Below are 21,043 nucleotides of genomic sequence, written 5' to 3'. Positions count from 1 at the left end.
ATGATCCAGGTTCCCACCATAGAGACTCAGCGCCTTATGCTGCGCCTGCCTGCGTTGAGAGATTTCGAGCCGCTCTGCGCCTTCTATGCCTCACCGCGCGCCGACTTTGTCGGTGGGCAGATGCCGCCGGACAAGGTCTGGCGCCATCTGGCGCTGGAAATCGGCCACTGGCAGATGCGGGGCTATGGCCGCTGGACGCTTGTTGAAAAAGAAACCGGCAAACCTGCAGGCATCATCGGCTTGTGGAACCCCGAAGGCTGGCCAGAGCCAGAAATCGGCTGGGACCTGTTTGAAGGTTTTGGCGGCAAGGGCTACGCCACCGAGGCGGCCACCGCCGCCCGCACCTTTGCGTATGACACTCTGGGCTGGACTACAGCTATCAGCCTGGTTGCACCCGAGAACCATGCCTCGCGAAAAGTCGCGCAGCGCCTGGGTGCCAGCCGGGACGGCGATTTCAGCCACGTCCGACTAGGCTCTCTGGAGGTCTGGCGCCACATGAGCCCGGATGATCTCGCCAGTGGCGGCATGGAGAGCTATGCATGAACGCGATCTCCCTGCCCATTCCGGTGATTGAAACCGAACGCCTGACCCTGCGTGCGCCGCAGCTGGACGATCTGCAAGCCATGATCGCCTTTTTTGCAACGACACGCAGCCACATGGTGGGCGGTCCCCGCGATGCCATGGGCAGCTACACATCGCTTGTGTCACGGCTGGGTCATTGGGTGCTCAACGGCTATGGGTTGTGGCATATCGTCGAAAAAACTTCGGGCACCTTTGTCGGATGGACCGGCATGATCTTTGCCCCTGGCTGGTCTGAACCGGAACTGGGCTGGACCCTGTTTGAACCAGCGGAAGGCAAAGGATACGGCTTTGAGGCGGCAGCGGCAGCCCGCAGCCATGCGGCGCAACACCAGGGTCTGAACGGTGTGATCAGCTATATCGCCCATGCCAATGGTCGTTCAATGGCACTGGCGGAACGGCTTGGCGCCCGCTTTGAGCGCGAGTCAGAGCTGCTGGGCAAGCCCTGTCAAATTTGGCGTCACCCCAGACTGGAGGCTGCGGCATGAGCCTAAGCATACCAGTGATCGAGACCCAGCGTCTGGTGCTACGCGGTCCCGAGGCGTCGGATTACCCCGATTTTGAGGCCACCTTTGCCTCTTACCGCGCGCGCTTCATGGGCGGGCCGCTGAACGCTTATGAATCCTGGATGCTCTATGCGGCCGAAATAGGCCATTGGCAGATTCACGGTTTTGGCATGTGGATGATCCACGACAAGGTGACGGATGAAACCTACGGCATGGCCGGCGGCTGGATGCCCGCTGGCTGGCCCGAGCGCGAGATCGCCTGGATCATCTGGCCGGATGCAGCAGGGCGCGGCTATGCGCTAGAGGCCACGAATGCGGCCCGCAGCTATTTCTACAACACCCTGGGCTGGGACACTGCGGTCAGCTATCTTGATCCCAAGAACCTCGACTCGATCCGCCTGGCGGAACGGCTTGGCGCGGTAAAAGACCACGCGGCCCACACCATTGACGGCAATGACGCGGTCTATCGCCACCCCAGCCCGCAGGCGCTGCCGGGTAGCCAGATCGCGCATGGCATTGAAATGGAAATCAGCCACTACGCCGACCCCCTGTTCAAACCAAAAGGATGGGCCCTTGACTGATCACGACACCACAGCCAGTGCCGATCTCGACGATGTGGCGCGCGCAGCAGCAATTCTCGCCGGTCACCGCGAAAGCATCGACCGGCTTGATGCAATCCTCGTCTATACTCTGGGCGAGCGTTTTAAACACACACAGGCCGTTGGTCAGCTGAAAGCTGAACATGACCTGCCGCCTTCGGATCCGACCCGCGAAGGCACGCAGATCGCACGGCTGGAAGATTTGGCAAAACGGGCCAACCTGGACCCCGATTTCGCCAAGGCTTTCCTGAACTTCATCATTCAGGAAGTCATCAGACACCACAAGAAACACCAGGAATAACAGGGATATCCCTGTCAACGCCATCAAAGGAGACTTACCCCATGGCTATCAAACTTCGTCTGGCCCGTGGCGGCTCGAAAAAACGCCCCTTCTACCGCATCGTAGCTGCTGACAGCCGCATGCCACGTGACGGCCGTTTTGTTGAAAAGCTCGGCACCTACAACCCGCTGCTGCCCAAAGACAGCGAAGAGCGCGTGAAAATGGACATGGAGCGCGTTCAGTACTGGCTCGACCAGGGTGCTCAGGTCACCGACCGTATCGCCCGTATGCTGGAAGCAGCTGGCGTGCGCGAAAAGACCGAGCGCTCCAACCCTAAAAAGGGTACTCCTGGCAAGAAAGCCCAGGCACGCGCTGAAGAAAAAGCAGCCAAGGCAGCCGCACCCGCCGACGCGGAATAAGGCAATGGACTCGCGGGACCTGCCCCCAAGCGGGCACAGCCAAGAGCCCCCTGAGGGCGCTTTTGACTCCGGGTTCCGCGACCAGCTTGACCTGTTGATGCGGATGCGGCGCGATGTGCGCCGCTTCCGCAAAGATCCGGTTGACGAGGCAGTGCTGGCGCGCTGCCTCAAGGCCATCCAGCAGGCCCCCTCGGTGGGGCTGAGCGAACCCTGGCGCATTCTGCGCATCGACAGCGATGCCGCCCGCGATGCCGCCCTGCGAAATTTTGAGCAGGCCAATGCCGCCGCCCTGGAAGGATATTCCGGCGATCAGGCAACCCGCTATGCCGGGCTGAAACTGTCCGGCATGCGCGAGGCCCCGGTACAGCTGGCTGTGTTCTGCGATGACGAAACCAACCAGGGCCACGGGCTTGGTGCTGCCACCATGCCTGAAATGCGGCGCTACTCGGTGGTCTGCGCCGTGACCCTGTTCTGGCTCTCTCTGCGGGCCGAAGGCCTGGGGCTGGGCTGGGTCTCGGTGCTGGATCCAGATCAACTGGCCCGCGATCTTGCCGTCCCTGCCGACTGGCAATTGATTGGTTATTTCTGCATTGGCTGGCCACAGGAACTGGCCGACAGCCCCGAGCTGGAGCGCCTGGGCTGGGAAAGCCGCCGCGCCGCCCTGCCGATCGAGACGCGCTAGCGCATGGGACGTCTGATCCGCCTTGTAATTTTTGTTGCGATCGCCTTTACCTCTGGCATTCTATTCGAGCGCAGCCATCAAAAGGACCTATGCGCAACGTCTGGCGGCCAATGGGTGCGCGCCGGATACTGCGCAGGAGAGTGACCCAATGAGCGACCCCAAAACACCCCCTGCAAACGATCTGATCTGTGTTGGTGCCATTGCCGGGTCCTACGGCATACGCGGCGAAGTGCGCCTCAAGAGTTTTTGCGCTATCCCCGACGAGATTGAACGCTATTCGCCGCTCAGCAATGAAGATGGCAGCCAGCACTTCAGCCTGTCGCTGATCCGGGCCGTCAAAGGCGGCTTTACCGGGCGTATCGGCGGAGTAGACACAAAGGAACAGGCTGATGCCCTGAAAGGGCTGCGCCTGTTCACCAGCCGCGATCAATTGCCGAGCCTGCCCAGCGACGAATATTACCATGCCGATCTGATAGGGGTGGCGGTTTATGATACCGGCGGTGTCCTGTTGGGCAGGGTGAAATCGGTGCAGAACCACGGCGCCAGCGATCTGCTGGAATTGCAGGGCGAAGGCCTGAAAGGCACCGTCTTTCTGCCCTTCACCCTGGCAGCCGTGCCCACAGTCGATCTAGAGCAGGGCCGCATCATCGCCGACCCGCCAGAAGGGCTGTTCTAGCGGTTTCAGCATTGATTTGCAGTCACGTGACAAGCGAACCCAGTTGATTTCGCACATTTTGGATGCGCGAAACCGGCGGCCACTTTTGCGCGACATGCTAGTCGGTCTCTTCGGCCAGAAGCGCGTCAAAGACGGCAACAAACGCATCAGCACGCCGAAGCGCTTTCACGTCCAGCGGTTGCGGCTTTTTGGTCAGCAGAGACCAGGATGTAAAAAGGCGTAGCGCAAAGAAGAACCGGAACACCGGGTCATCCACCAGATTTGCGCCATAGCCATCCTGAAAGGCCGCCCAGTCCTCTTTGGCGACCAGCCCATAGCCGGGTTCGCGCCCATCCTTTGCCAAATGATCCGGACAGTTTGCCAGCCAGATCGAGGCCAGATCCCGCTGCGGGTAGGTCCCTTTATGGTTGGAGAAGTCAATGAAAGAGACCATGCTGTCGGTCATCAGCATATTGCGCAGATGCAGGTCGCCATGTTCGACCGCACCGATAAAAGACTGGTGCCGCGCCCGCCGCGCCGCGCGATGCAAAAAGGCGCAGAGGCCAAGAAATCTATTTGGCTTGGGCACGGCCAATTGCCCGCCGCGTACCGCTTGGGCGCAGGCAGAAATCCGGGTCAGAAATGACTTGGGCCAGAATTGCCGCTCTCCGACCTCGGAAACCCGATGCAGCGCCGCCACTGCCTGGCCTATCTGTCGCAAGACAGCGCCGCGCGCGCCAAACCCATAGTCACTCGCCTCAAGCCTGCGGAATGCGGTATCGCCTGGGGCAAAGGCCATCAGGTAATAGGGGTTTTGCGGATCTTCCCACAGAATAGCCGGTGCCGACACCCCAGACAACGGGCGCAAACCCTCTACCGCTGACCGGTGCCGCGCCAGGACATTGGCAAACCTGGGCGACCGCTCTGCGTCGAAATCCGCGCGCAGCACAAACCGGTCCCCGTCCGGAAGCCTGACCTCTACAACGCTGCGGTGGCCCTGTCGGCGACTGTTAACCTGCAATCTGCGAAAGGTGGCACCCGCCTCAGGCAGCCCGACACTGGTCGCTGCCCTGGGCCACAGGGCCTCGGCGCGCGCCTGCGCCTCCTGGCCCGCATCGACGCCAGATCCGTCAGCGGGATCAAGCGGGTTTTCCAAATTCATCAAAACACCTAAGCTTTGTATTGCGCGCAAATCTATCTGAACTAAACACGGTTGCATGAGTACACCAAACAAATCCCATGGCCGCAAGGCGATCCGCCCCTCCCTGAAGCCGCGTGAGCTGATGACGCCAACACCTGATCTGGTCGGCGTATGGAAGGCCAAGATCCTGACGCTGTTCCCCACGGCCTTTCCTGGCGTTCTGGGCGAGAGCCTCACCGGCAAGGCGCTGCAGGAAGGGCTGTGGCAGCTGGAAACGGTCGATCTGCGGGAATTTGGCCTGGGCAAACATCGTAACGTCGATGACACCCCGGCAGGCGGTGGCGCGGGCATGGTGCTGCGAGCTGATGTGTTGGGCAATGCCATCGACCACGCCATGCAGGACACCACCGCGCCAAAGGGCGGCAACTGGCCGCTGATCTACCTGACCCCGCGCGGCAAACCGATGGATCAGGCGATGATGCAAAGCCTGGCGCGCTGTGATGGCATGACGCTGCTCTGCGGTCGTTTTGAAGGGGTCGATGAACGGGTGCTGGAACACTACAACATCCAAGAGGTCTCGCTCGGGGATTTTGTCATGACTGGCGGAGAGCTGGCCGCCCAGGCGCTGATCGACGCCACCGTACGCCTGATCCCCGGTGTGCTGGGCAATCAGGCCTCGACCGAAGAAGAAAGCTTTTCCTCTGGTCTGTTGGAGCATCCGCAATATACCCGCCCCGCCGAATGGCAGGGCCGTAAGATCCCCGAGGTGCTGATGTCCGGCCATCACGGCAAGGTTGCGGAATGGCGCCAGAAGATGTCCGAAGAGATCACCCGCACCCGCCGTCCCGATCTGTGGCAGGCGCATGAGGCCAAGACACCGCCAAAAACACCCAGAGGCAAAGACAGGGCCAAGTGACGCCTCGTCAACCGGGACAGAGGCGGCTCCTCTGGGCAAGATGGTCAGATCACGTGACTGATTGGCAGGCCTCTGGTGACACTGCGAGGCATTTACACACAGGAGATTTCTGATGCTTCGTATTTTGCTGCGCATTCTGGCCGGGTTGTTTGTGCTGATCCTGGTACTTGGGGCGGTGCTGACCATCAATACGATGCGCTACACCCCACCCGAGGCCACTGCCACAGCCAATAGCTTTGCCCTGGGGGCCGATACTGTTGCGGCCACTGAAATCCTGTCGCAGGCGGTGCAGTTTGAAACCGTGTCTGACGATCTGACCCGGCCCGATTTTGCCGCCTTCCTGCAGTTTCTGGAACAAAGCTACCCGGTCGTTCATGCCACCATGAGCCGCGAGGTTCTGGCCGCGCAGACGCCACTGTACAAATGGCAGGGCAGCGATAGCAGCCTGCAACCCGTGCTCTTGGCGGCGCATTACGATGTGGTGCCGATCCCGCCCGGATCGCTGCAGCACTGGGATCACGCGCCCTTTGCCGGCACTGTGGCGGATGGTTTTGTCTGGGGGCGGGGCACGCTCGACAACAAGGGCGCACTGGTTGCCATGCTCAGCGCTGCCGAACATATGATCCAACAGGGGTTCACGCCCAAACGCACCGTCTATTTCAGCTTTGGCGGCGATGAAGAAATCGGCGGTGATGGTGCCAAGGCAGTGGCTGAACATCTGACAGCCCAGGGCGTACAGCTGGCCTGGGCCCTGGATGAGGGTTCTTTTGTGCTGGACGAGATCATCCCCGGCCTGACTCAGCCGGTGGCCAGCATCAACCTGTCGGAAAAGGGCTATGTGACACTGGATTTGGTAGCGACATCTCCCGGTGGGCATTCCTCTATGCCACCGCGCGTCACGGCGGTGGGGCGTATTGCCCGCGCGGTAGATCGGCTGCAGGCAAACCCGGTTCCCGGTGGGCTGAACGGAATTTCAGAAGAATTCTTTGATGCGCTTGGGCGCTACTTTCCCATCGACAAACGCGTGATCTTTGCCAATCGCTGGCTGTTCAACCCGGTACTGGAAGGCATCCTGTCCGGCGCGCCGTCAACCGACGCAATGCTGCGCACCACCACCGCCCCCACCATGCTGTCAGGATCAAGCAAGGAAAACGTGCTGGCCGCCAAGGCGACTGCCACCGTCAACTTTCGCATTCATCCGCGCGACAGCGTCGACAGTATTGTCGAACATGTCCGCACCACCATCGACGACCCAGAGATCGAGATCCGGCTGGATCCCAGCTTTGCCAGTGCCGCCTCGCCGGTCTCTGCCTCGGATGGGCCGGGCTATCTGGACATCAAGGACGCCATTTTTGCCGCCTTTGGTCCGCTCGCCACCGTGCCCGGCCTGACCATTGCCGCAACCGATGCGCGCCACTACGCCCAGGCCGCCGATGCAGCCTATCGGATCAATCCCTTCAAGATCGACGGCAGCGATCTGAAGCGGTTTCACGGTATCAACGAACGGCTTTCGGTCGAGAACCTGGAAACTGGCATCAACTTCTTTGGTGCGCTGCTGCAAAAGCAGTAAAACAAAGGTCTCTGACCGCTCTGCGCCCTTGATCCAGGGGCGCATATCGCCTACAGACCGCCTACTTGGATTCGCTTTTCGTGTCTCCGAGTCGTTGGTGATTGGACTGCACGACCCTGCCTGGCCTTCTTCGGCCCCTGTAGCGCAGCCCGAACCAACAGCTTAAGCGAACGGACGACCTAACCTCTGGCGGGCTGCAATGCGGGACCCGGTGAAGACCAAGAGCTCTGAGGACGCGCAAAACTTCGTGGAAAAAACCACGAGCAAAATAGGAGAAGATCAGATGAACCTGATCGCACAGCTGGAGGCGGAACAAGTTGCCGCCCTGGGGAAAGACATCCCCGATTTCAAAGCCGGTGATACCATCCGCGTCGGTTACAAAGTGACCGAGGGCTCGCGCTCGCGTGTTCAGAACTACGAAGGCGTTTGCATCAGCCGTAAAAACGGTTCGGGCATCTCCGGGTCGTTCACCGTGCGCAAAATTTCCTTTGGTGAAGGCGTGGAACGTGTGTTCCCCCTGCATTCCACCAATATCGACAGCATCGCCGTCGTGCGTCGTGGCCGCGTGCGTCGCGCCAAACTGTACTACCTGCGCGCCCTGCGCGGTAAGTCCGCACGGATCGCTGAAGATTCACACTACAAAGCCAAAAAGGCCTGAGGAGCGGTATCATGAAAAAAGATATTCACCCCGATTACCACTTCATCGACGTCAAAATGACCGATGGCACCATTCTGAAGATGCGCTCCACCTGGGGCAAAGACGGCGACCAGATGTCGCTGGACATCGATCCCACAGTGCACCCTGCCTGGACCGGTGGTAACACCCGTCTGATGGATGCCGGCGGCCGCGTCTCCAAGTTCAAAAAGAAATACGAAGGCCTGGGCTTCTAAGCACCCAAAGCTTTTGGTTTTCAGAAATGCCGCTCCTCTCGGGGGCGGCATTTTTTTGTCACCAGCCCTGTTTCGCCACAGCGCGGTTCAACGCCCCCGCCAGCCCGTCAAATGAGATCTATATCAGGCCCTAACTTGGGGCTTTGGCCGCATTTGAGCGCTTTTCATTGATTCGCCCCGACTCTATAGTCGCGCCAACAACAGGCCCGCGTAGCGCGGCGAACCAAAGGGACAAAAAGATGGCGCATATCATAGTCGTCGGTAACGAAAAGGGCGGCGCAGGCAAGTCCACCGTCTCTATCCATGTGGCAACAACCCTGGCCCGCATGGGGCATAAAGTGGCCGCCCTCGATCTCGACCTGCGGCAGCGTTCCCTGGGGCGCTATCTGGAGAACCGCAAGGAATTCATGACCAAGGCGGCGCTGGACCTGCCGCTGGTGGAACTGCACGAACTTCCCGAGATCGACGCCGACAGCCTGCAGCCGGGCGAAAACGTCTACGATCATCGCCTGTCGGCCGCCGTATCCAGCCTGGAACCGGACAATGATTTCATTCTGATCGACTGTCCGGGATCGCACACACGGTTGAGCCAGGTGGCCCACTCATTGGCCGATACCCTGATCACCCCGCTGAACGACAGCTTTGTTGATTTTGACCTTCTGGCCCATACCGACCAGAAGGGCGAAAAGATCACGGGCCCCTCGGTCTATTCAGAGATGGTCTGGAATGCCCGCCAGCTGCGCGCCCAGGCTGGCCTCAAGCCCATCGACTGGGTGGTGATCCGCAACCGGGTTGGCACCCAGCGCATGGTCAACAAGGAAAAGATGGAACGCGCCATCAACATGCTGTCAAAGCGCATCGGCTTTCGCGTGGCCCCCGGCTTTTCCGAGCGGGTGATCTTCCGCGAGTTGTTCCCGCGTGGCCTGACGCTGCTTGACCTCAAGGATATTGGCATCAAGCAGCTGAACATTTCCAACATCGCCGCCCGGCAAGAGCTGCGCGACATGATGAAAGCCGTGAACCTGCCCGGTGTGGAAATCGATATCTAGCCTCGGCAGGTACAAACGCAGTTCAGAGCCTAATCCCTGGCATGCGGCGCCAGGGATGGCATGGCGTCATGTGGTCGGTAGATGGTAAACAGCTCCATCGGTTCACTGACTCCGCGCAGCATATAGCGCCCAAGGGAAACCATGTCATGCGCACCGCCAGCGGCCGCACGCTGTACCACCTGCGAGAAAATCAGGTTCTGGCCCACCGATCGGTGCATGTCGGCAATCCGGGCGGTTTGATTGACGGCGGGGCCGATCACAGTGAAATCCAGCCGATTTTCTGCACCGATATTCCCATACAGAATACGCCCGGCATGCAGGGCCAGCGTCCAATCGGCAACCGGTAGCCCGCTTGCCGCGCGTTCTTCATTGCGCAGGCTGATCCGGCGAGACAGCTCTGCCGAGGCGTCCAGCGCCGCCTTCGCATCCTCCTCCAGGGAGCCAAGGTTGAACATACCCAGCACCCCATCACCAAGGAACTTCAGGATATTGCCGCCATGGGCATGTGTCGTTTCAACCGCGATACCAAAATAGTCGTTCAGCATTTCGATCAGCGCAGGCCCCGGCAGCTCTCCGGCGAGGCTGGTAAAGCCTTTCAGGTCGAACAGGCCAATCACCGCATCGATCTCATTTGACGATCCGCGCTGAAATTCCCCCGAAAGCACCCGCACCCCCGGATCGCGGCCCAGATAGGTTTGCAACAGGTCACTGGCCATCTGCCGGTTTGAAATCGATTTCAATGCCAGCCCCAACACCGGATAAAGCGCCTGGATCAGCGCCTTGTCCTGGTCTGAGAACCCGCCGACACGATCACAGGTCCAGGAGGCCAGAACCCCTTCCGGTGGGGCATTGGGATCAGCGACAGTGTTATCTTCGGTAAAGCGCAAGGCCAGGGCCAGATATTCGCTTGCCCCCTGATCCTTGAGCTCTTGCAGCAGGGGGTGCCGGGTCAGCAACGGGCCAGTCAGATCAGACTGAAACACATCAATGTTGCGCTCCAGCAGCTGATAAAAGGGGCTTCTGAGCCAGGCCTCGCGCGGGGTTTGGCGCCGTTCATAGTGTTCATGGCTAATGCCGCCGCTGCGGGTCCAGTTATAGCCAATGCCGCCAAACTTCGGGTGGTAGGCCCGCTGTGCCAGGTGGAACCGCCAAAGCGGCACGCCCTGTTCCACCAGTTTTTCGCAAAAGGTGTTCAGGAGCTCCTGGCGGCCACTGCTGCGCAATCCGAGCTCGATCAACCAGGGGATCAACTCTGCCGTTCTTGCATCCACACTGTCCATGCTGGCTCTACCTCTTTGTCATTCGCCCGCAGGCTTCAATCTCGATCTCGCTCTGGCGCGCTAGAAACTGGCTCTTCTATTGATGCCAGCTTGCGCAGCATGCGCAGCAGCAAAGCGACCTCTTGCGGGTCAAAGCGTGCCGCCAGCTGGGCGTCATAGCTCTGTGCCTCGGCGCGCAGATCACGATAGGCTGCTTCGCCCGCAGGCGTAAGCCGCAAATGTTCTGCTCGGCGATCCTTTTCATCCCGGCTGCGCGACACAAAGCGGCGTTCCGCCAATTTGGCCACCGCGCGGCTGATCTTGGTCTTGTGGATCTTGGCCCGCTGGCCAATTTCCTTGGCCGTCATCTGGCCAAACACCCCCAGATGAAACAGCACCCGCCATTCATTGCGCAGCATGCCATAGCGATTCTTGTAATGCGCCTGAAAAGCCAGCGAAGCATCCTCGGCAGCGCGGTTCAGCAAGAAGGGTAGAAAATCCTGCAGCGAAAAATCATCTTTTTCAGTCATGGTATACTCCTCACCCTTGTTAGTTACAAAAACAACTATTAATTCGGCAAGAAGAAAAGGAGCGTCGACATGAACAAAGCTGCGGATTCACACCCACTGACTCAGGCCCCCTCACTTGCTGGCCCGCATGAAGGTTACTTGCCCGGTTTTGGCAATGATTTTGAAAGTGAAGCCCTGCCCGGCGCATTGCCGCAGGGGATGAACAGCCCTCAGAAATGCAACTACGGCCTTTATGGCGAGCAGCTCTCGGGCACCGCGTTCACCGCCAACCCACCCGAGCGGACATGGTGCTATCGCATCCGCCCCTCGGTGAAACATTCGCATCGCTATACCAAGATCGACCTGCCCTATTGGAAATCCGCCCCCTGTATCGACCCGGATCTGGCCAGCCTTGGCCAGTATCGCTGGGATCCGGTGGCCCATGACGGGCAAAAACTGACCTGGCTGACCGGCATGAAAACCATGACCACCGCCGGGGATGTGAACACCCAGGTCGGCATGGCCACCCATGTCTATCTGGTGACAGAAAGCATGCAGGACGCCTATTTCTTTTCGGCCGATTCCGAAATGCTGGTGATCCCTCAGGAAGGCCGCCTGCGCTTTGCCACCGAGCTGGGTATTATTGATGTGGAACCGCAGGAAATCGCCATCATTCCGCGCGGCCTGGTCTATCGCGTCGAAGTGCTGGACGGCCCGGCTCGCGGCTTTGTCTGCGAAAATTACGGGCAAAAATTTGAACTGCCCGGCCGTGGCCCGATTGGTGCCAATTGTCTGGCAAACCCGCGTGACTTCAAGGCGCCCGTCGCGGCCTTCGAAGACCGCGAAACCCCATCAAGCCTGACAATGAAATGGTGCGGGCAGTTCCATGAGACACAGATCGCACAATCGCCGCTGGATGTGGTCGCCTGGCACGGCAACTATGCACCCTACAAATATGATCTGAAGACCTATTGCCCGGTGGGTGCAATCCTGTTCGATCACCCGGATCCGTCGATTTTCACCGTGCTGACCGCGCCTTCGGGCGTGCCAGGAACGGCCAATATCGACTTTGTGCTGTTCCGTGATCGCTGGATGGTGGCCGAAAACACCTTCCGTCCGCCTTGGTATCACAAGAACATCATGTCCGAACTGATGGGCAATATCTATGGCCAGTATGACGCCAAGCCAGAGGGCTTCATCCCCGGCGGCATGAGCCTGCACAATATGATGATCCCGCATGGGCCGGACAAAGACGCCTTTGAAGGGGCGTCCAATTCCAACCTCGGCCCGGAGAAGCTGGCAAATACCATGTCCTTTATGATTGAAACCCGTTTCCCGCAGCATCTGACCGAATTCGCCGCCAAGGAAGCCCCGATGCAGGATGACTACATCGAGTGCTGGAGCGACATCGAGAAGAAATTCGACGGCACGCCCGGTATGAAATAGGCTGCGGGTAGACCAAGAACAAACAGAAGGGGGCGCCGCCCCCCTCTGGGCCCTTTCAGGGCCCATTCACCCCCGGAGGTATTTCCGGAAAGATGAAATGAGATCTGCGGATCTTGCAACCGACTGGAGGCTCTATGCCGCTTCTGAAATCCTGGGTGAGCTCGGCCAATGATGCCGCACACCCCTTTCCCTTGAACAACCTGCCCTATGGTGTGTTTTCGACCAAAGAGAGTGATCCGCGTTGTGGCGTGGCCATTGGCGATATGATCCTGGATTGCCAGGCCGCCGAAGAAGCCGGTTTGCTGCAGCTGGCGGACTATCCGCTGTTTGAGATGCCCTTCTGGAACGAGATGATGGAGGAAGGGCCAGCGGTCTGGGCTGCCCTGCGGGAACGGCTGACAGCGCTGTTGGCCGAAGGCGCGGCCGAGCAGGCCAAGCTGGAGCCGCTGTTGACGGCCCAGGCAGAGGCCGAGCTGCACATGCCGTTGGCCGTGGCAGAATATACCGATTTTTATGCCGGTATGCAGCACGCCAAAAACATGGGGGCGATCCTGCGGGGCTCCCCGGATCTGCCCGCCAACTGGTTGCACATTCCCATTGGTTATAATGGGCGCGCCTCCTCTGTTGTGGTCTCCGGCACGCCGATTCACCGCCCCAATGGCCAGACCAAGGCGCCGGACGCCGAAATGCCATCCTTTGGGCCGACCAAACGTCTGGACATCGAACTGGAGATGGGCGCCATTGTTGGCACCGGATCTGAATTTGGCCAGCCAATCACCGTCGATGAAGCCGATGCGATGATCTTTGGCTATGTGCTGCTGAACGACTGGTCGGCCCGCGACATTCAGGGCTGGGAATACCAGCCGCTTGGCCCGTTCCAGGGCAAGGCCTTTGGCACCTCGATTTCGCCCTGGATCGTCACCGCTGCGGCGCTGGAAAGCTTCCGTGCCCCGACCCCGGCCCGCGAGAAAGAGCTGCTGCCCTATCTGAATGGCAGCAAGGACGGCCTGTATGACATCGAGTTGGAAGTTCTGATGCAGCCCGAAGGCGCGGCGACGGCCTCTTCCATTGCCAAGACCAACTACAACCGGATGTATTACTCGGCGGCGGAGCAGCTGTGTCATCATGCTATTGGTGGCTGCGAGATGAACACAGGCGACCTGCTGGGCTCTGGCACCATTTCGGGCGCCGAGCGGTCCGAGTTCGGTTCGCTCATGGAGCTGAGCTGGGCCGGGCGCGAGCCTTTTACCCTGGAAACTGGCGAAAGCCGTGGCTTCATCGAGGATGGCGACACCCTGACGCTGCGCGGCAATGCCCGAGGTGATGGCTTTACCATCGGGTTTGGCGATTGCACGGGCCAGATCCTGCCGGCCAAGGTCTGGCCTCCGGTTGCCTGACGGCAGGCCGATTAGATATTTGTCAGCGGCGGGTTCACCGCCCCTGACCCGTGACAAAAGGATAGAGACATGGCCAAGGCATTTGCGTCCCAAGGGGACATGAGCGAAAAGAAAATCACCTTTAGCGAAGTGGGCAAGGACATCTATGCCTTCACCGCCGAGGGCGATCCCAACTCTGGCGTCATCATCGGCGATGAGAGCGTGATGATTATTGAGGCCCAGGCGACCCCCCGTCTGGCCAACAAGGTGATCGAATGCGTGCGCTCGGTGACCGACAAACCCATCAGCCATGTGGTGCTGACCCACTATCACGCTGTGCGGGTGCTGGGGGCCTCGGCTTTTGGTGCTGGTCAGGTGATCATGGGCGATGCCGCCCGCGCCATGGTGGTGGAACGGGGCCAGGAAGACTGGGACAGCGAATTCCAGCGTTTCCCGCGCCTGTTTGAAGGCCACGAGAGCATTCCCGGCCTGACCTATCCCACCACCACCTTCAGCGAAGATATGACCGTCTATCTTGGCAATCGCCGCATCGACCTGATGCATCTGGGCCGCGCCCATACAGCGGGGGACATTGTGGTGCATGTGCCGGATGAGAACGTGATGTTCACCGGTGACATCGTTGAATACCACTCTGCCTGCTATTGCGGTGACGGTCACTTCAGCGACTGGGGGGATACCCTGGACAATATCGCGGCCTTTGACGTGGACGCCATTGCCCCCGGTCGCGGTGACGCGCTGGTTGGCAAGGAAATGGTCAACGCGGCGATTGAAAACACCCGCGATTTTGTGGAAAGCACCTATCGCCCTGCAGCACGGGTTGCCGCCCGCAACGGCACCCTGAAAGAGGCCTGGGATGCGGTGCGCGCCGAATGTGACCCCAAGTTCAAAGACTATGCCATCTACGAACACTGCCTGCCCTTCAACGTGGCCCGCGCCTTTGACGAGGCCCGAGGTATTGACACACCACGTATCTGGACCGCCGAACGCGATCTGGAGATGTGGGCCGCACTGCAGGGGTGAACGCGTGTCCACGCACACGCTGATGTGACAGCCTGCAACGGCGCGCTTTGATCCAGATCGTACCGCCGGGCTGAAACATATGAGACGATAGGATGTCCTCCCGGCAGGGCTAGCTTGCCGGGACACAGAGACGTTGTGCCGATCAGATGATCAGGATTGGCACCCCCTTTGGGAGGAGACCAGATGAGCAAGATCTTTGAAATCCCGATGTATCCCTATGCCCGCCATGCGGATCAGGACAGTGCCGCCCCGGTCCGCCACCGCGTGGTGGTGGTTGGCGCCGGCCCGATTGGCCTGGCTGCCGGGATCGAACTGGCGCAGGAAGGTGTCGAGGTCGTGATCCTCGATGAAAACGACAAGGTGAGCTTTGGCTCGCGTGCCATCTGTTTTGCCAAACGACCACTAGAGATCCTTGATCGTCTGGGCTGTGGCCAGCCGATGATCGACAAGGGGGTGCTGTGGAACAAGGGCAAGGTCTTCTTTGATGACCGGCAGGTCTATGATTTTGACCTGCTGCCGGAAGCAGGCCATCAGCGCCCCGCCTTTATCAACCTGCAGCAGTATTACCTTGAAGCCTATCTGGTTGATCGAGTCCGCGAACTGCAAGATCAGGGCGCACCAATCGAGATCCGCGGTCGCAACAAGGTCTCGGCCATCGGCACCCACCCCGACCATGTCACGCTGGAAATCGATACCCCCGAAGGCGCCTATAACCTGGAGGCAGACTGGCTGATCGCCTGTGATGGTGCCGGATCGCCGACCCGGCGCATGCTGGGGCTGGATTTTGTTGGCCGCATCTTTGAAGACAACTTCCTGATTGCCGATGTGGTGATGGAGGCCGATTTCCCGACCGAGCGCTGGTTCTGGTTTGATCCCCCCTTCAACAGGGGCCAATCAGCGCTGTTGCACAAACAGCCCGACGGTGTTTGGCGCATTGATCTGCAGCTGGGCTGGGATATCGACAAAGAGCGCGAGAAACGCCCCGAAAATGTCATTCCCCGTCTCAAGGCCATGCTGGGCGACGAGGTGGAATTTGAGCTCGAGTGGGTCTCTATCTACACTTTCCAATGCCGCCGGATGGAAGATTTCCGCCACGGTCGGGTGCTGTTTGCCGGCGATGCGGCGCATCAGGTCTCTCCCTTTGGAGCACGCGGTGCCAATTCCGGCCTGCAGGATACCGACAACCTGTGCTGGAAACTGAAACTGGTGATCGACGGCAAGGCCCCTGAGAGCCTGCTAGACAGCTATAACCTGGAGCGGGTGCAGGGTGCCGAGGAAAACATCCTCAACTCCAGCCGCTCTACCGATTTCATCACCCCCAAGTCAGAGATGTCGCGGCTGTTGCGCGATGCGGTGCTCGACCTCAGCGAGCACTATGCCTTTGCCCGCCCATTGGTGAATTCCGGTCGCCTGTCACAGCCCTGCACCTATGATGGATCGCCGCTGAATTCGGCAGATGCCCTGACCGATGGACCAGAGCGCACCCGGCCAGGATCGGCCTGCCCCGATGCACCGCTGGGGGATGATTTCCTGCTGCCAAAGCTGGGTAATCAGTTTATCCTGCTGACCATCGACGCGGACGCGCCTGATGAAATTACCGAAGCAGGCCTCACCGTGAAACGTCTGGCTCTCTCGGTCAAGGATGACAAAACCGGGGCGCTGCAAGATCGCTATCTGGGCAAGGCCCCAAGCGGCGTCTACCTGATCCGGCCCGATCAGCATGTCGCGGCCCGCCGTCCCTCTTATGACGACAACCAATTCCGCGCCGCCCTGCGCCGCGCCGTTGGAAAGGAGTAACCCGAGATGTCTGATACAAAGCTGATCCTGGAGCCAAATATCAATTGCGCCGATGATTTCTACGCCGATCTGCTTGCCGCCCATGAGGGGCGGGATAAAGCCGATAGCGAGGCCTTCAACGCCCGGCTGATCCTGCTATTGGCCAATCACATTGGCGACACTGCGGTGCTGCAACAGGCGCTGGCCGCCGCCGCGCTGCCATCAGCCAAGGGAACCAAGGATGTCTGAGGTGGTCCTCTATGACTACTGGCGCTCTTCGGCCAGTTATCGGCTGCGCATTGCGCTGAACCTTGCCGACATTCCCTATCGTGCCATCGCGGTGGACCTGGTCAAAGGCGAACACAAAAGCCCCGCCCATCTGGCGCGTAATCCACAGGGTCTGGTGCCGGTGCTGGATATCGACGGGCTGCGCCTGACCCAATCGCTGGCGATACTGGACTATCTGGATCAAACCCGCGATCTGGGTCTGCTGCCAAAGGATCCGGCGGCGCGGGCCCAGGCCCAGGCGCTGGCCCATAGCATTGCGGTTGATCTGCATCCGGTCTGCAATCTGCAGGTGGCCAAACAGGCCACTCTGCTATCCGATGGGGCCAAGGATATGCCCGGCCGCTGGATGCAGCATTTTATCCGCCCCGGATTGCAGGCCTTTGAACAGCTGTTGCAGGCCTATGACGCCGCGCCGTTCTGTACTGCAGACCGGCCTGGCCTTGCCGATATCTGCCTGATGCCGCAGCTCTATAATGCGCGTCGCTGGGAGGTCGATTTTTCCGATCTGCCACGGATCTGCACCGTAGAGGAAAGCTGCATCTCACACCCCGCCTTTGCGGCGGCCCACCCGGATGCGGTGAAGGAAGGTCACTAATCCTTCAGGGCGCATCGACGCCCCCGCGCCGCCTGTTCAGGATCTTTCTTGGCAGGCGGCCATCACTGACCACCAGGCCCAGACCGATCACCAGAAATCCCAGATAGGCCTCCTGCGGCAAGCGCTCGGCCAGCAGCACCGCCCCCAGGCTTACCGCAACGGGCGGGATCAGCAGGGTCACCAGCATCAGATTGGCCGAACCAGCCCGGCGCAATATCTCAAAATACAGCAGATAGGCCAGAGCCGTGGACAGCAACGCAATCCCCAGCAGCGCGCCCCAGGTTTCAGCGCCGAAATCAAACCGCGGCGGTCCATCAACATAGAGCGCCACCGGCAGCATCAAGACCGTGCTGCCCAATAGCATCCCCAGCGCATTCATCAGCGGTGGTTGCCCCGCCAGATGGCGCTTGCCCCAGACACTGGCCAGGGCATAGGACAGGGCGGCCCCCAGCACAGCAAGCTGGCCCAGGCTGCGCAAATCCAGATCGGCCAGGGCCGCAGGCCCCATGATCACCACAACCCCCAGCCCGCCCAGGGCCGCCCCGATGAGTTTTGCCGGTGTCAGTGGCTCATCCTTCAACAACAGCCCCGCTGCCACAGCGCCAAACATCGCCGTGGTCCCGTTCAAAATCGAGGCCAGCCCGCTTTCGATCTGGGTCTGCCCCCAGAAGATCAGCGAAAACGGCAGCGCGTTATTCAGCCCCCCCATGACAAGATAGGCCCGCCAGATCCGCCAATCTCTTGGCAGGGCAATCCGTTTGTAGCGCAGCACCAGACACAACAGTGGCAGGGCCAGGGTCACACGAAACAGGGTGATGGTCAGCGGCGGCAGCGCCCGCAATGCGATCTCGGCAAAAAAGAACGATCCGCCCCAGACCAGCGCCAGCGCCGCCAGCAAGAATCCGGCAGTCAGATCAATTGCAGGAGAGGCAGGTTTGGTCACGGGGCGCGCTTTCTTCAACAAGGGGGCAGAGAGACCCCAACCCTGCGGGGGAGCAGCGCGCAGCGCGACCCGTTTCCTGCGCATTTAGCCCCAGCGCCCAAGATTTCCCCCTGGATCACTGCACCCCCTCAAGCGCACCTGTCAACGGGCCTGCAAAGCTCTGCAATATCTCCACCTCATAGGATTTCAGCGATGGGCGGGCCGCGGCAAAGCGCTTGCCGATCAACGCCGCTTTGGGAAACAGGGCAAGGACCTCGGCCCGCTGCGCCGCCGCCATACCGGACAGCGTTTGCTCGCCGGGCTGAAAACTCTCGCTCCAGGCGCCATTGGCACAGATGATTTCATGGCTATCAAACAGCAGATGAATATAGGTCACCGAGCCAGGTTCGGCGCGTAGGATTGAGCGCCCATTCACCAGGCTCTGGGCGGCGGCCAGAACCTCTGCGGTGCCAAACAACATTTCTGCATGGGCGCCACTTAGCAACATGCGGTGCTGGGGCGACACAAGCAAATCCTGCTTGGGCTGGTTGTCCCCCAGGGCCCCCGCCATGATCCGCACCGGGCAAAACCAGGGTCGCGCAGCCAGATCCAGGGCATCAAGATGGCGCACCCCAACCCAGCGCACCCGCTGGACCCCGTGATCCAGCGTGCAAACCCGCGCCCCCTCTGTGATTTCTTCCACCGGGATCTGCCCAGCTGGGGTCAACACAAGGGTGCCGGGGGTGAAACAGGCCACCGTCTCTGGGATTACCTCTTCGATATTGGAAAACTTCAGGCTGCCTGTGACCTTGCCCGCGTCATCCAGAAAATCGACCCGGCCGGCCTCGCTATTCGCCGGGTCAAAGGTGACCGTGCTGCGCCCTGCACCGCGCAGGTCCAGCACATCGTGGTCATCGCCGCCCTCGCCGCCATCCACCAGATCGCCGCTGCCGCCAAAAATGATATCACGGTCATCACCGCCCTGCAGGGTATCTGCGCCGGTGCCACCGATCAGCGTGTCATTTCCGGTGCCGCCGACGATGCTGTCGTCATCCGCACCGCCATCCAGATGATCAGCCCCCGCGCCGCCATCCAGGCTGTCGCGGCCCGCATCGCCCAGCAGGGTGTCATCGCCGACGCCGCTGTTCATCCGGTCATCGCCAGTGCCGCCTTCGCCGTAAAACGATGACCCGGCCGAGCCCCCATCCAGGAAGTCATTGCCTTCATCCAGAAAGATCCGGTCGGAATCTTCATGAACGCCAATAAACACCAGGTCATTGCCTGCGCCGCCATGCATTTCGTCATTGCCCTGGCTGCCCGCCAGGGTGTCATTACCCGCGCCGCCCCAGACAGTATCTGTGCCCTTGCTGCCGATCAGGGTATCGTTGCCGTCTTCGCCATAGATCAGGTCATCCTGGTCACGGCCAAAGACATGATCATCGCCAGCGCCCGCATAGATCAGGTCATTGCCATAAAGCCCTTCGAGCTTGTCATTCCCCGCACCGCCATAAAGCGTATCGTCGCCCCAGCCGCCGCGCAGCGTATCATCGCCCTCACCGCCCTCGACGTAATCATTGCCATCGCCGGCCTCGATGGAATCGTCTCCATCCCCCGCAAGTACGGTGTCATTGCCATCGCCCGCCAGAATCGTGTCATCCTGAGAGCCATCCTGCGCATCGCTGTTGTCGACCCGGTCGCCTTCGGGATCGCCCAGATAGCTTGCATCGATCAGGTCATCACCGGCGGTGCCCTCAACCTGGTAATCCAGCGGTGGCGGGATAGAAAATGACAGATCCGAAATTCCCGCGCCGCCTGACTGCGGTGCATCAGCGCCATTTTCATAGGTCACCACCAGCGCCGAGATCGGCCCCTCCAGTGCCACGCCAATATCATCAGCACTGCTGCCCTCTGCCTCGATGGAAACGGTGCCATCCGGGTTTGTGGTGATGCTATGGTGGGTCACGCCGGTCAGGCCTGCGATTACTTCATCCGCCGGGACCAGTACACCAGAGGCATCCAAAATGCGCAGGGTGAACTTGTCGTCATGGCTGCTGCCAGAGGCATTCACATGCTGTAGATCAAAGGCAAGCTGGGTAATGGGATTGGAAAACCCATATTCCGCGGTGATCGGCCCGGTGACCCCGAAGGCGCCGAAATCCGAAACTGCGGTGCCGGACTGGCTGGCATCCCAGGCTGCAGCAGTAAAGCGCCCGGTGACCGTGGTACTCTGCCCCGCTTCGGACAGGGTGGTGCTGCCGTCTTCGGCGCTGCCACCTGCCCCGGTCAACCAGATTGCATTGTCTAAAACAGCCATGACGCCCTACCAAGCCCTTACCTGCACCTGCGGATCGCCTGCCAACACTGGCCTTGGGCCGGTGGGGATCTCCGCTTCAAGCCGTAGTTCTGTCATGAAAAAACGGTAGGGAGTCGGCCCAACTGGGGTAAATATATGGCGTTCAGGGCCAAAAGTGGTCTGCACCGCCCCGACCTGACAGGCAGTGCCCCTTGGGCAGCGAGCGCCAAACACAAAGCCCACCATCAGTT

The 21,043-nt window shown here is 60.2% G+C and carries 23 protein-coding genes; 18 read left to right on the top strand and 5 right to left on the bottom strand.

Translation table 11 applies throughout. From position 1 onward, the window contains the following. From P2081_RS17015 to rimM, 7 genes are all read left to right on the top strand, one after another. The gene (locus P2081_RS17015) at positions 1-543 is read left to right on the top strand and encodes a GNAT family N-acetyltransferase (RefSeq protein WP_278924065.1); all 543 of its coding nucleotides are present in this window, start codon (positions 1-3) and stop codon (positions 541-543) included. Further along, complete coding sequence (locus P2081_RS17010) at positions 540-1,067, top strand: GNAT family N-acetyltransferase (protein ID WP_278924064.1); 528 nt, start codon at positions 540-542, stop codon at positions 1,065-1,067. Before P2081_RS17015 ends, P2081_RS17010 begins: the two co-directional genes overlap by 4 nt. Beyond that, a complete protein-coding gene (locus tag P2081_RS17005) occupies positions 1,064-1,666 on the top strand; it encodes a GNAT family N-acetyltransferase (protein WP_278924063.1) in 603 nt (200 codons plus the stop codon). The genes P2081_RS17010 and P2081_RS17005 overlap by 4 nt, the downstream gene beginning before the upstream one ends. Next, positions 1,659-1,985: a chorismate mutase gene (locus P2081_RS17000; RefSeq protein WP_278924062.1), complete on the top strand. Its 327-nt coding sequence runs from the start codon at positions 1,659-1,661 to the stop codon at positions 1,983-1,985. The genes P2081_RS17005 and P2081_RS17000 overlap by 8 nt, the downstream gene beginning before the upstream one ends. Before the next feature lie 41 nt (positions 1,986-2,026). After that, the gene (gene rpsP / locus P2081_RS16995) at positions 2,027-2,383 is read left to right on the top strand and encodes a 30S ribosomal protein S16 (protein WP_232404945.1); all 357 of its coding nucleotides are present in this window, start codon (positions 2,027-2,029) and stop codon (positions 2,381-2,383) included. 4 nt (positions 2,384-2,387) lie between these two features. Continuing rightward, positions 2,388-3,065, top strand: coding sequence for a 5,6-dimethylbenzimidazole synthase (bluB, locus tag P2081_RS16990; RefSeq protein WP_278924061.1), 678 nt, complete (start codon positions 2,388-2,390; stop codon positions 3,063-3,065). Positions 3,066-3,213: 148 nt separating this feature from the next. After that, positions 3,214-3,741: a ribosome maturation factor RimM gene (gene rimM, locus P2081_RS16985; RefSeq protein ID WP_278924060.1), complete on the top strand. Its 528-nt coding sequence runs from the start codon at positions 3,214-3,216 to the stop codon at positions 3,739-3,741. 97 nt (positions 3,742-3,838) lie between these two features. On the opposite strand, the gene P2081_RS16980 is transcribed toward rimM, so the two are convergent. Further along, the gene (locus P2081_RS16980) at positions 3,839-4,882 is read right to left on the bottom strand and encodes a phosphotransferase family protein (RefSeq protein ID WP_278924059.1); all 1,044 of its coding nucleotides are present in this window, start codon (positions 4,880-4,882) and stop codon (positions 3,839-3,841) included. 55 nt (positions 4,883-4,937) lie between these two features. Here P2081_RS16980 and trmD point away from each other — a divergent pair, with 55 nt between their 5' ends. From trmD to P2081_RS16955, 5 genes are all read left to right on the top strand, one after another. Then, positions 4,938-5,777, top strand: a complete 840-nt coding sequence (gene trmD, locus P2081_RS16975) for a tRNA (guanosine(37)-N1)-methyltransferase TrmD (protein WP_278924058.1) — start codon at positions 4,938-4,940, stop codon at positions 5,775-5,777. 112 nt (positions 5,778-5,889) lie between these two features. After that, positions 5,890-7,347 (top strand): M20 family peptidase, encoded by a 1,458-nt coding sequence (locus tag P2081_RS16970; protein WP_278924057.1) that lies wholly within the window; start codon positions 5,890-5,892, stop codon positions 7,345-7,347. 283 nt (positions 7,348-7,630) lie between these two features. Beyond that, positions 7,631-8,005 carry a 50S ribosomal protein L19 gene (gene rplS, locus P2081_RS16965; RefSeq protein ID WP_232404938.1) on the top strand — a complete coding sequence of 125 codons (375 nt, stop codon included), beginning with the start codon at positions 7,631-7,633 and terminating at the stop codon, positions 8,003-8,005. Between the two features lie 11 nt (positions 8,006-8,016). Next, entirely contained in the window at positions 8,017-8,238 is a 222-nt protein-coding gene (gene rpmE / locus P2081_RS16960) for a 50S ribosomal protein L31 (protein WP_278924056.1), read from the top strand. Between the two features lie 239 nt (positions 8,239-8,477). Beyond that, positions 8,478-9,287: a division plane positioning ATPase MipZ gene (locus P2081_RS16955; protein WP_278924055.1), complete on the top strand. Its 810-nt coding sequence runs from the start codon at positions 8,478-8,480 to the stop codon at positions 9,285-9,287. A 29-nt stretch (positions 9,288-9,316) separates the two neighbouring features. On the opposite strand, the gene P2081_RS16950 is transcribed toward P2081_RS16955, so the two are convergent. Together P2081_RS16950 and P2081_RS16945 are read right to left on the bottom strand one after the other, a co-directional pair. Next, on the bottom strand, positions 9,317-10,567 hold the full coding sequence (locus tag P2081_RS16950; protein WP_278924054.1) for an adenylate/guanylate cyclase domain-containing protein: 1,251 nt from the start codon (positions 10,565-10,567) through the stop codon (positions 9,317-9,319). A 35-nt stretch (positions 10,568-10,602) separates the two neighbouring features. Next, positions 10,603-11,076: a MarR family winged helix-turn-helix transcriptional regulator gene (locus tag P2081_RS16945; protein ID WP_278924053.1), complete on the bottom strand. Its 474-nt coding sequence runs from the start codon at positions 11,074-11,076 to the stop codon at positions 10,603-10,605. Positions 11,077-11,145: 69 nt separating this feature from the next. Here P2081_RS16945 and hmgA point away from each other — a divergent pair, with 69 nt between their 5' ends. From hmgA to maiA, 6 genes are all read left to right on the top strand, one after another. After that, the gene (gene hmgA / locus P2081_RS16940; RefSeq protein ID WP_278924052.1) at positions 11,146-12,501 is read left to right on the top strand and encodes a homogentisate 1,2-dioxygenase; all 1,356 of its coding nucleotides are present in this window, start codon (positions 11,146-11,148) and stop codon (positions 12,499-12,501) included. Between the two features lie 134 nt (positions 12,502-12,635). Next, positions 12,636-13,898 (top strand): fumarylacetoacetase, encoded by a 1,263-nt coding sequence (fahA, locus tag P2081_RS16935; protein WP_278924051.1) that lies wholly within the window; start codon positions 12,636-12,638, stop codon positions 13,896-13,898. Positions 13,899-13,967: 69 nt separating this feature from the next. Then, on the top strand, positions 13,968-14,918 hold the full coding sequence (locus tag P2081_RS16930; RefSeq protein WP_278924050.1) for an MBL fold metallo-hydrolase: 951 nt from the start codon (positions 13,968-13,970) through the stop codon (positions 14,916-14,918). Between the two features lie 183 nt (positions 14,919-15,101). Beyond that, complete coding sequence (locus tag P2081_RS16925; protein ID WP_278924049.1) at positions 15,102-16,715, top strand: FAD-dependent oxidoreductase; 1,614 nt, start codon at positions 15,102-15,104, stop codon at positions 16,713-16,715. 6 nt (positions 16,716-16,721) lie between these two features. Next, complete coding sequence (locus P2081_RS16920) at positions 16,722-16,943, top strand: DUF2783 domain-containing protein (RefSeq protein ID WP_278924048.1); 222 nt, start codon at positions 16,722-16,724, stop codon at positions 16,941-16,943. Continuing rightward, positions 16,936-17,577: a maleylacetoacetate isomerase gene (gene maiA, locus P2081_RS16915; RefSeq protein ID WP_278924047.1), complete on the top strand. Its 642-nt coding sequence runs from the start codon at positions 16,936-16,938 to the stop codon at positions 17,575-17,577. The genes P2081_RS16920 and maiA overlap by 8 nt, the downstream gene beginning before the upstream one ends. A gap of 4 nt (positions 17,578-17,581) precedes the next feature. Here maiA and P2081_RS16910 read toward each other — a convergent pair whose 3' ends face one another. Both P2081_RS16910 and P2081_RS16905 read right to left on the bottom strand, forming a co-directional pair. Further along, the gene (locus P2081_RS16910; RefSeq protein ID WP_278924046.1) at positions 17,582-18,520 is read right to left on the bottom strand and encodes a DMT family transporter; all 939 of its coding nucleotides are present in this window, start codon (positions 18,518-18,520) and stop codon (positions 17,582-17,584) included. Between the two features lie 115 nt (positions 18,521-18,635). After that, positions 18,636-20,813 carry a Hint domain-containing protein gene (locus P2081_RS16905; RefSeq protein WP_278924045.1) on the bottom strand — a complete coding sequence of 726 codons (2,178 nt, stop codon included), beginning with the start codon at positions 20,811-20,813 and terminating at the stop codon, positions 18,636-18,638. Positions 20,814-21,043: the final 230 nt, after the last annotated feature.

The sequence above is a fragment of the Pseudophaeobacter profundi genome, from assembly GCF_029697505.1.
Classification (GTDB): domain Bacteria; phylum Pseudomonadota; class Alphaproteobacteria; order Rhodobacterales; family Rhodobacteraceae; genus Pseudophaeobacter; species Pseudophaeobacter profundi.
This window is presented reverse-complemented; position numbering and strand designations above follow the sequence as displayed.

What these genes read in the sequence shown, in the direction of transcription:
- P2081_RS17015 (WP_278924065.1), top strand. Translation starts at nt 1, where the DNA reads ATGATCCAGGTTCCCACCATAGAGACTCAGCGCCTTATGCTGCGCCTG.
- P2081_RS17010 (WP_278924064.1), top strand. Translation starts at nt 540, where the DNA reads ATGAACGCGATCTCCCTGCCCATTCCGGTGATTGAAACCGAACGCCTG.
- P2081_RS17005 (WP_278924063.1), top strand. Translation starts at nt 1,064, where the DNA reads ATGAGCCTAAGCATACCAGTGATCGAGACCCAGCGTCTGGTGCTACGC.
- rpsP (WP_232404945.1), top strand. Translation starts at nt 2,027, where the DNA reads ATGGCTATCAAACTTCGTCTGGCCCGTGGCGGCTCGAAAAAACGCCCC.
- bluB (WP_278924061.1), top strand. Translation starts at nt 2,388, where the DNA reads ATGGACTCGCGGGACCTGCCCCCAAGCGGGCACAGCCAAGAGCCCCCT.
- rimM (WP_278924060.1), top strand. Translation starts at nt 3,214, where the DNA reads ATGAGCGACCCCAAAACACCCCCTGCAAACGATCTGATCTGTGTTGGT.
- P2081_RS16980 (WP_278924059.1), bottom strand. Translation starts at nt 4,882, where the DNA reads ATGAATTTGGAAAACCCGCTTGATCCCGCTGACGGATCTGGCGTCGAT.
- trmD (WP_278924058.1), top strand. Translation starts at nt 4,938, where the DNA reads ATGAGTACACCAAACAAATCCCATGGCCGCAAGGCGATCCGCCCCTCC.
- P2081_RS16970 (WP_278924057.1), top strand. Translation starts at nt 5,890, where the DNA reads ATGCTTCGTATTTTGCTGCGCATTCTGGCCGGGTTGTTTGTGCTGATC.
- rplS (WP_232404938.1), top strand. Translation starts at nt 7,631, where the DNA reads ATGAACCTGATCGCACAGCTGGAGGCGGAACAAGTTGCCGCCCTGGGG.
- rpmE (WP_278924056.1), top strand. Translation starts at nt 8,017, where the DNA reads ATGAAAAAAGATATTCACCCCGATTACCACTTCATCGACGTCAAAATG.
- P2081_RS16955 (WP_278924055.1), top strand. Translation starts at nt 8,478, where the DNA reads ATGGCGCATATCATAGTCGTCGGTAACGAAAAGGGCGGCGCAGGCAAG.
- P2081_RS16950 (WP_278924054.1), bottom strand. Translation starts at nt 10,567, where the DNA reads ATGGACAGTGTGGATGCAAGAACGGCAGAGTTGATCCCCTGGTTGATC.
- P2081_RS16945 (WP_278924053.1), bottom strand. Translation starts at nt 11,076, where the DNA reads ATGACTGAAAAAGATGATTTTTCGCTGCAGGATTTTCTACCCTTCTTG.
- hmgA (WP_278924052.1), top strand. Translation starts at nt 11,146, where the DNA reads ATGAACAAAGCTGCGGATTCACACCCACTGACTCAGGCCCCCTCACTT.
- fahA (WP_278924051.1), top strand. Translation starts at nt 12,636, where the DNA reads ATGCCGCTTCTGAAATCCTGGGTGAGCTCGGCCAATGATGCCGCACAC.
- P2081_RS16930 (WP_278924050.1), top strand. Translation starts at nt 13,968, where the DNA reads ATGGCCAAGGCATTTGCGTCCCAAGGGGACATGAGCGAAAAGAAAATC.
- P2081_RS16925 (WP_278924049.1), top strand. Translation starts at nt 15,102, where the DNA reads ATGAGCAAGATCTTTGAAATCCCGATGTATCCCTATGCCCGCCATGCG.
- P2081_RS16920 (WP_278924048.1), top strand. Translation starts at nt 16,722, where the DNA reads ATGTCTGATACAAAGCTGATCCTGGAGCCAAATATCAATTGCGCCGAT.
- maiA (WP_278924047.1), top strand. Translation starts at nt 16,936, where the DNA reads ATGTCTGAGGTGGTCCTCTATGACTACTGGCGCTCTTCGGCCAGTTAT.
- P2081_RS16905 (WP_278924045.1), bottom strand. Translation starts at nt 20,813, where the DNA reads ATGGCTGTTTTAGACAATGCAATCTGGTTGACCGGGGCAGGTGGCAGC.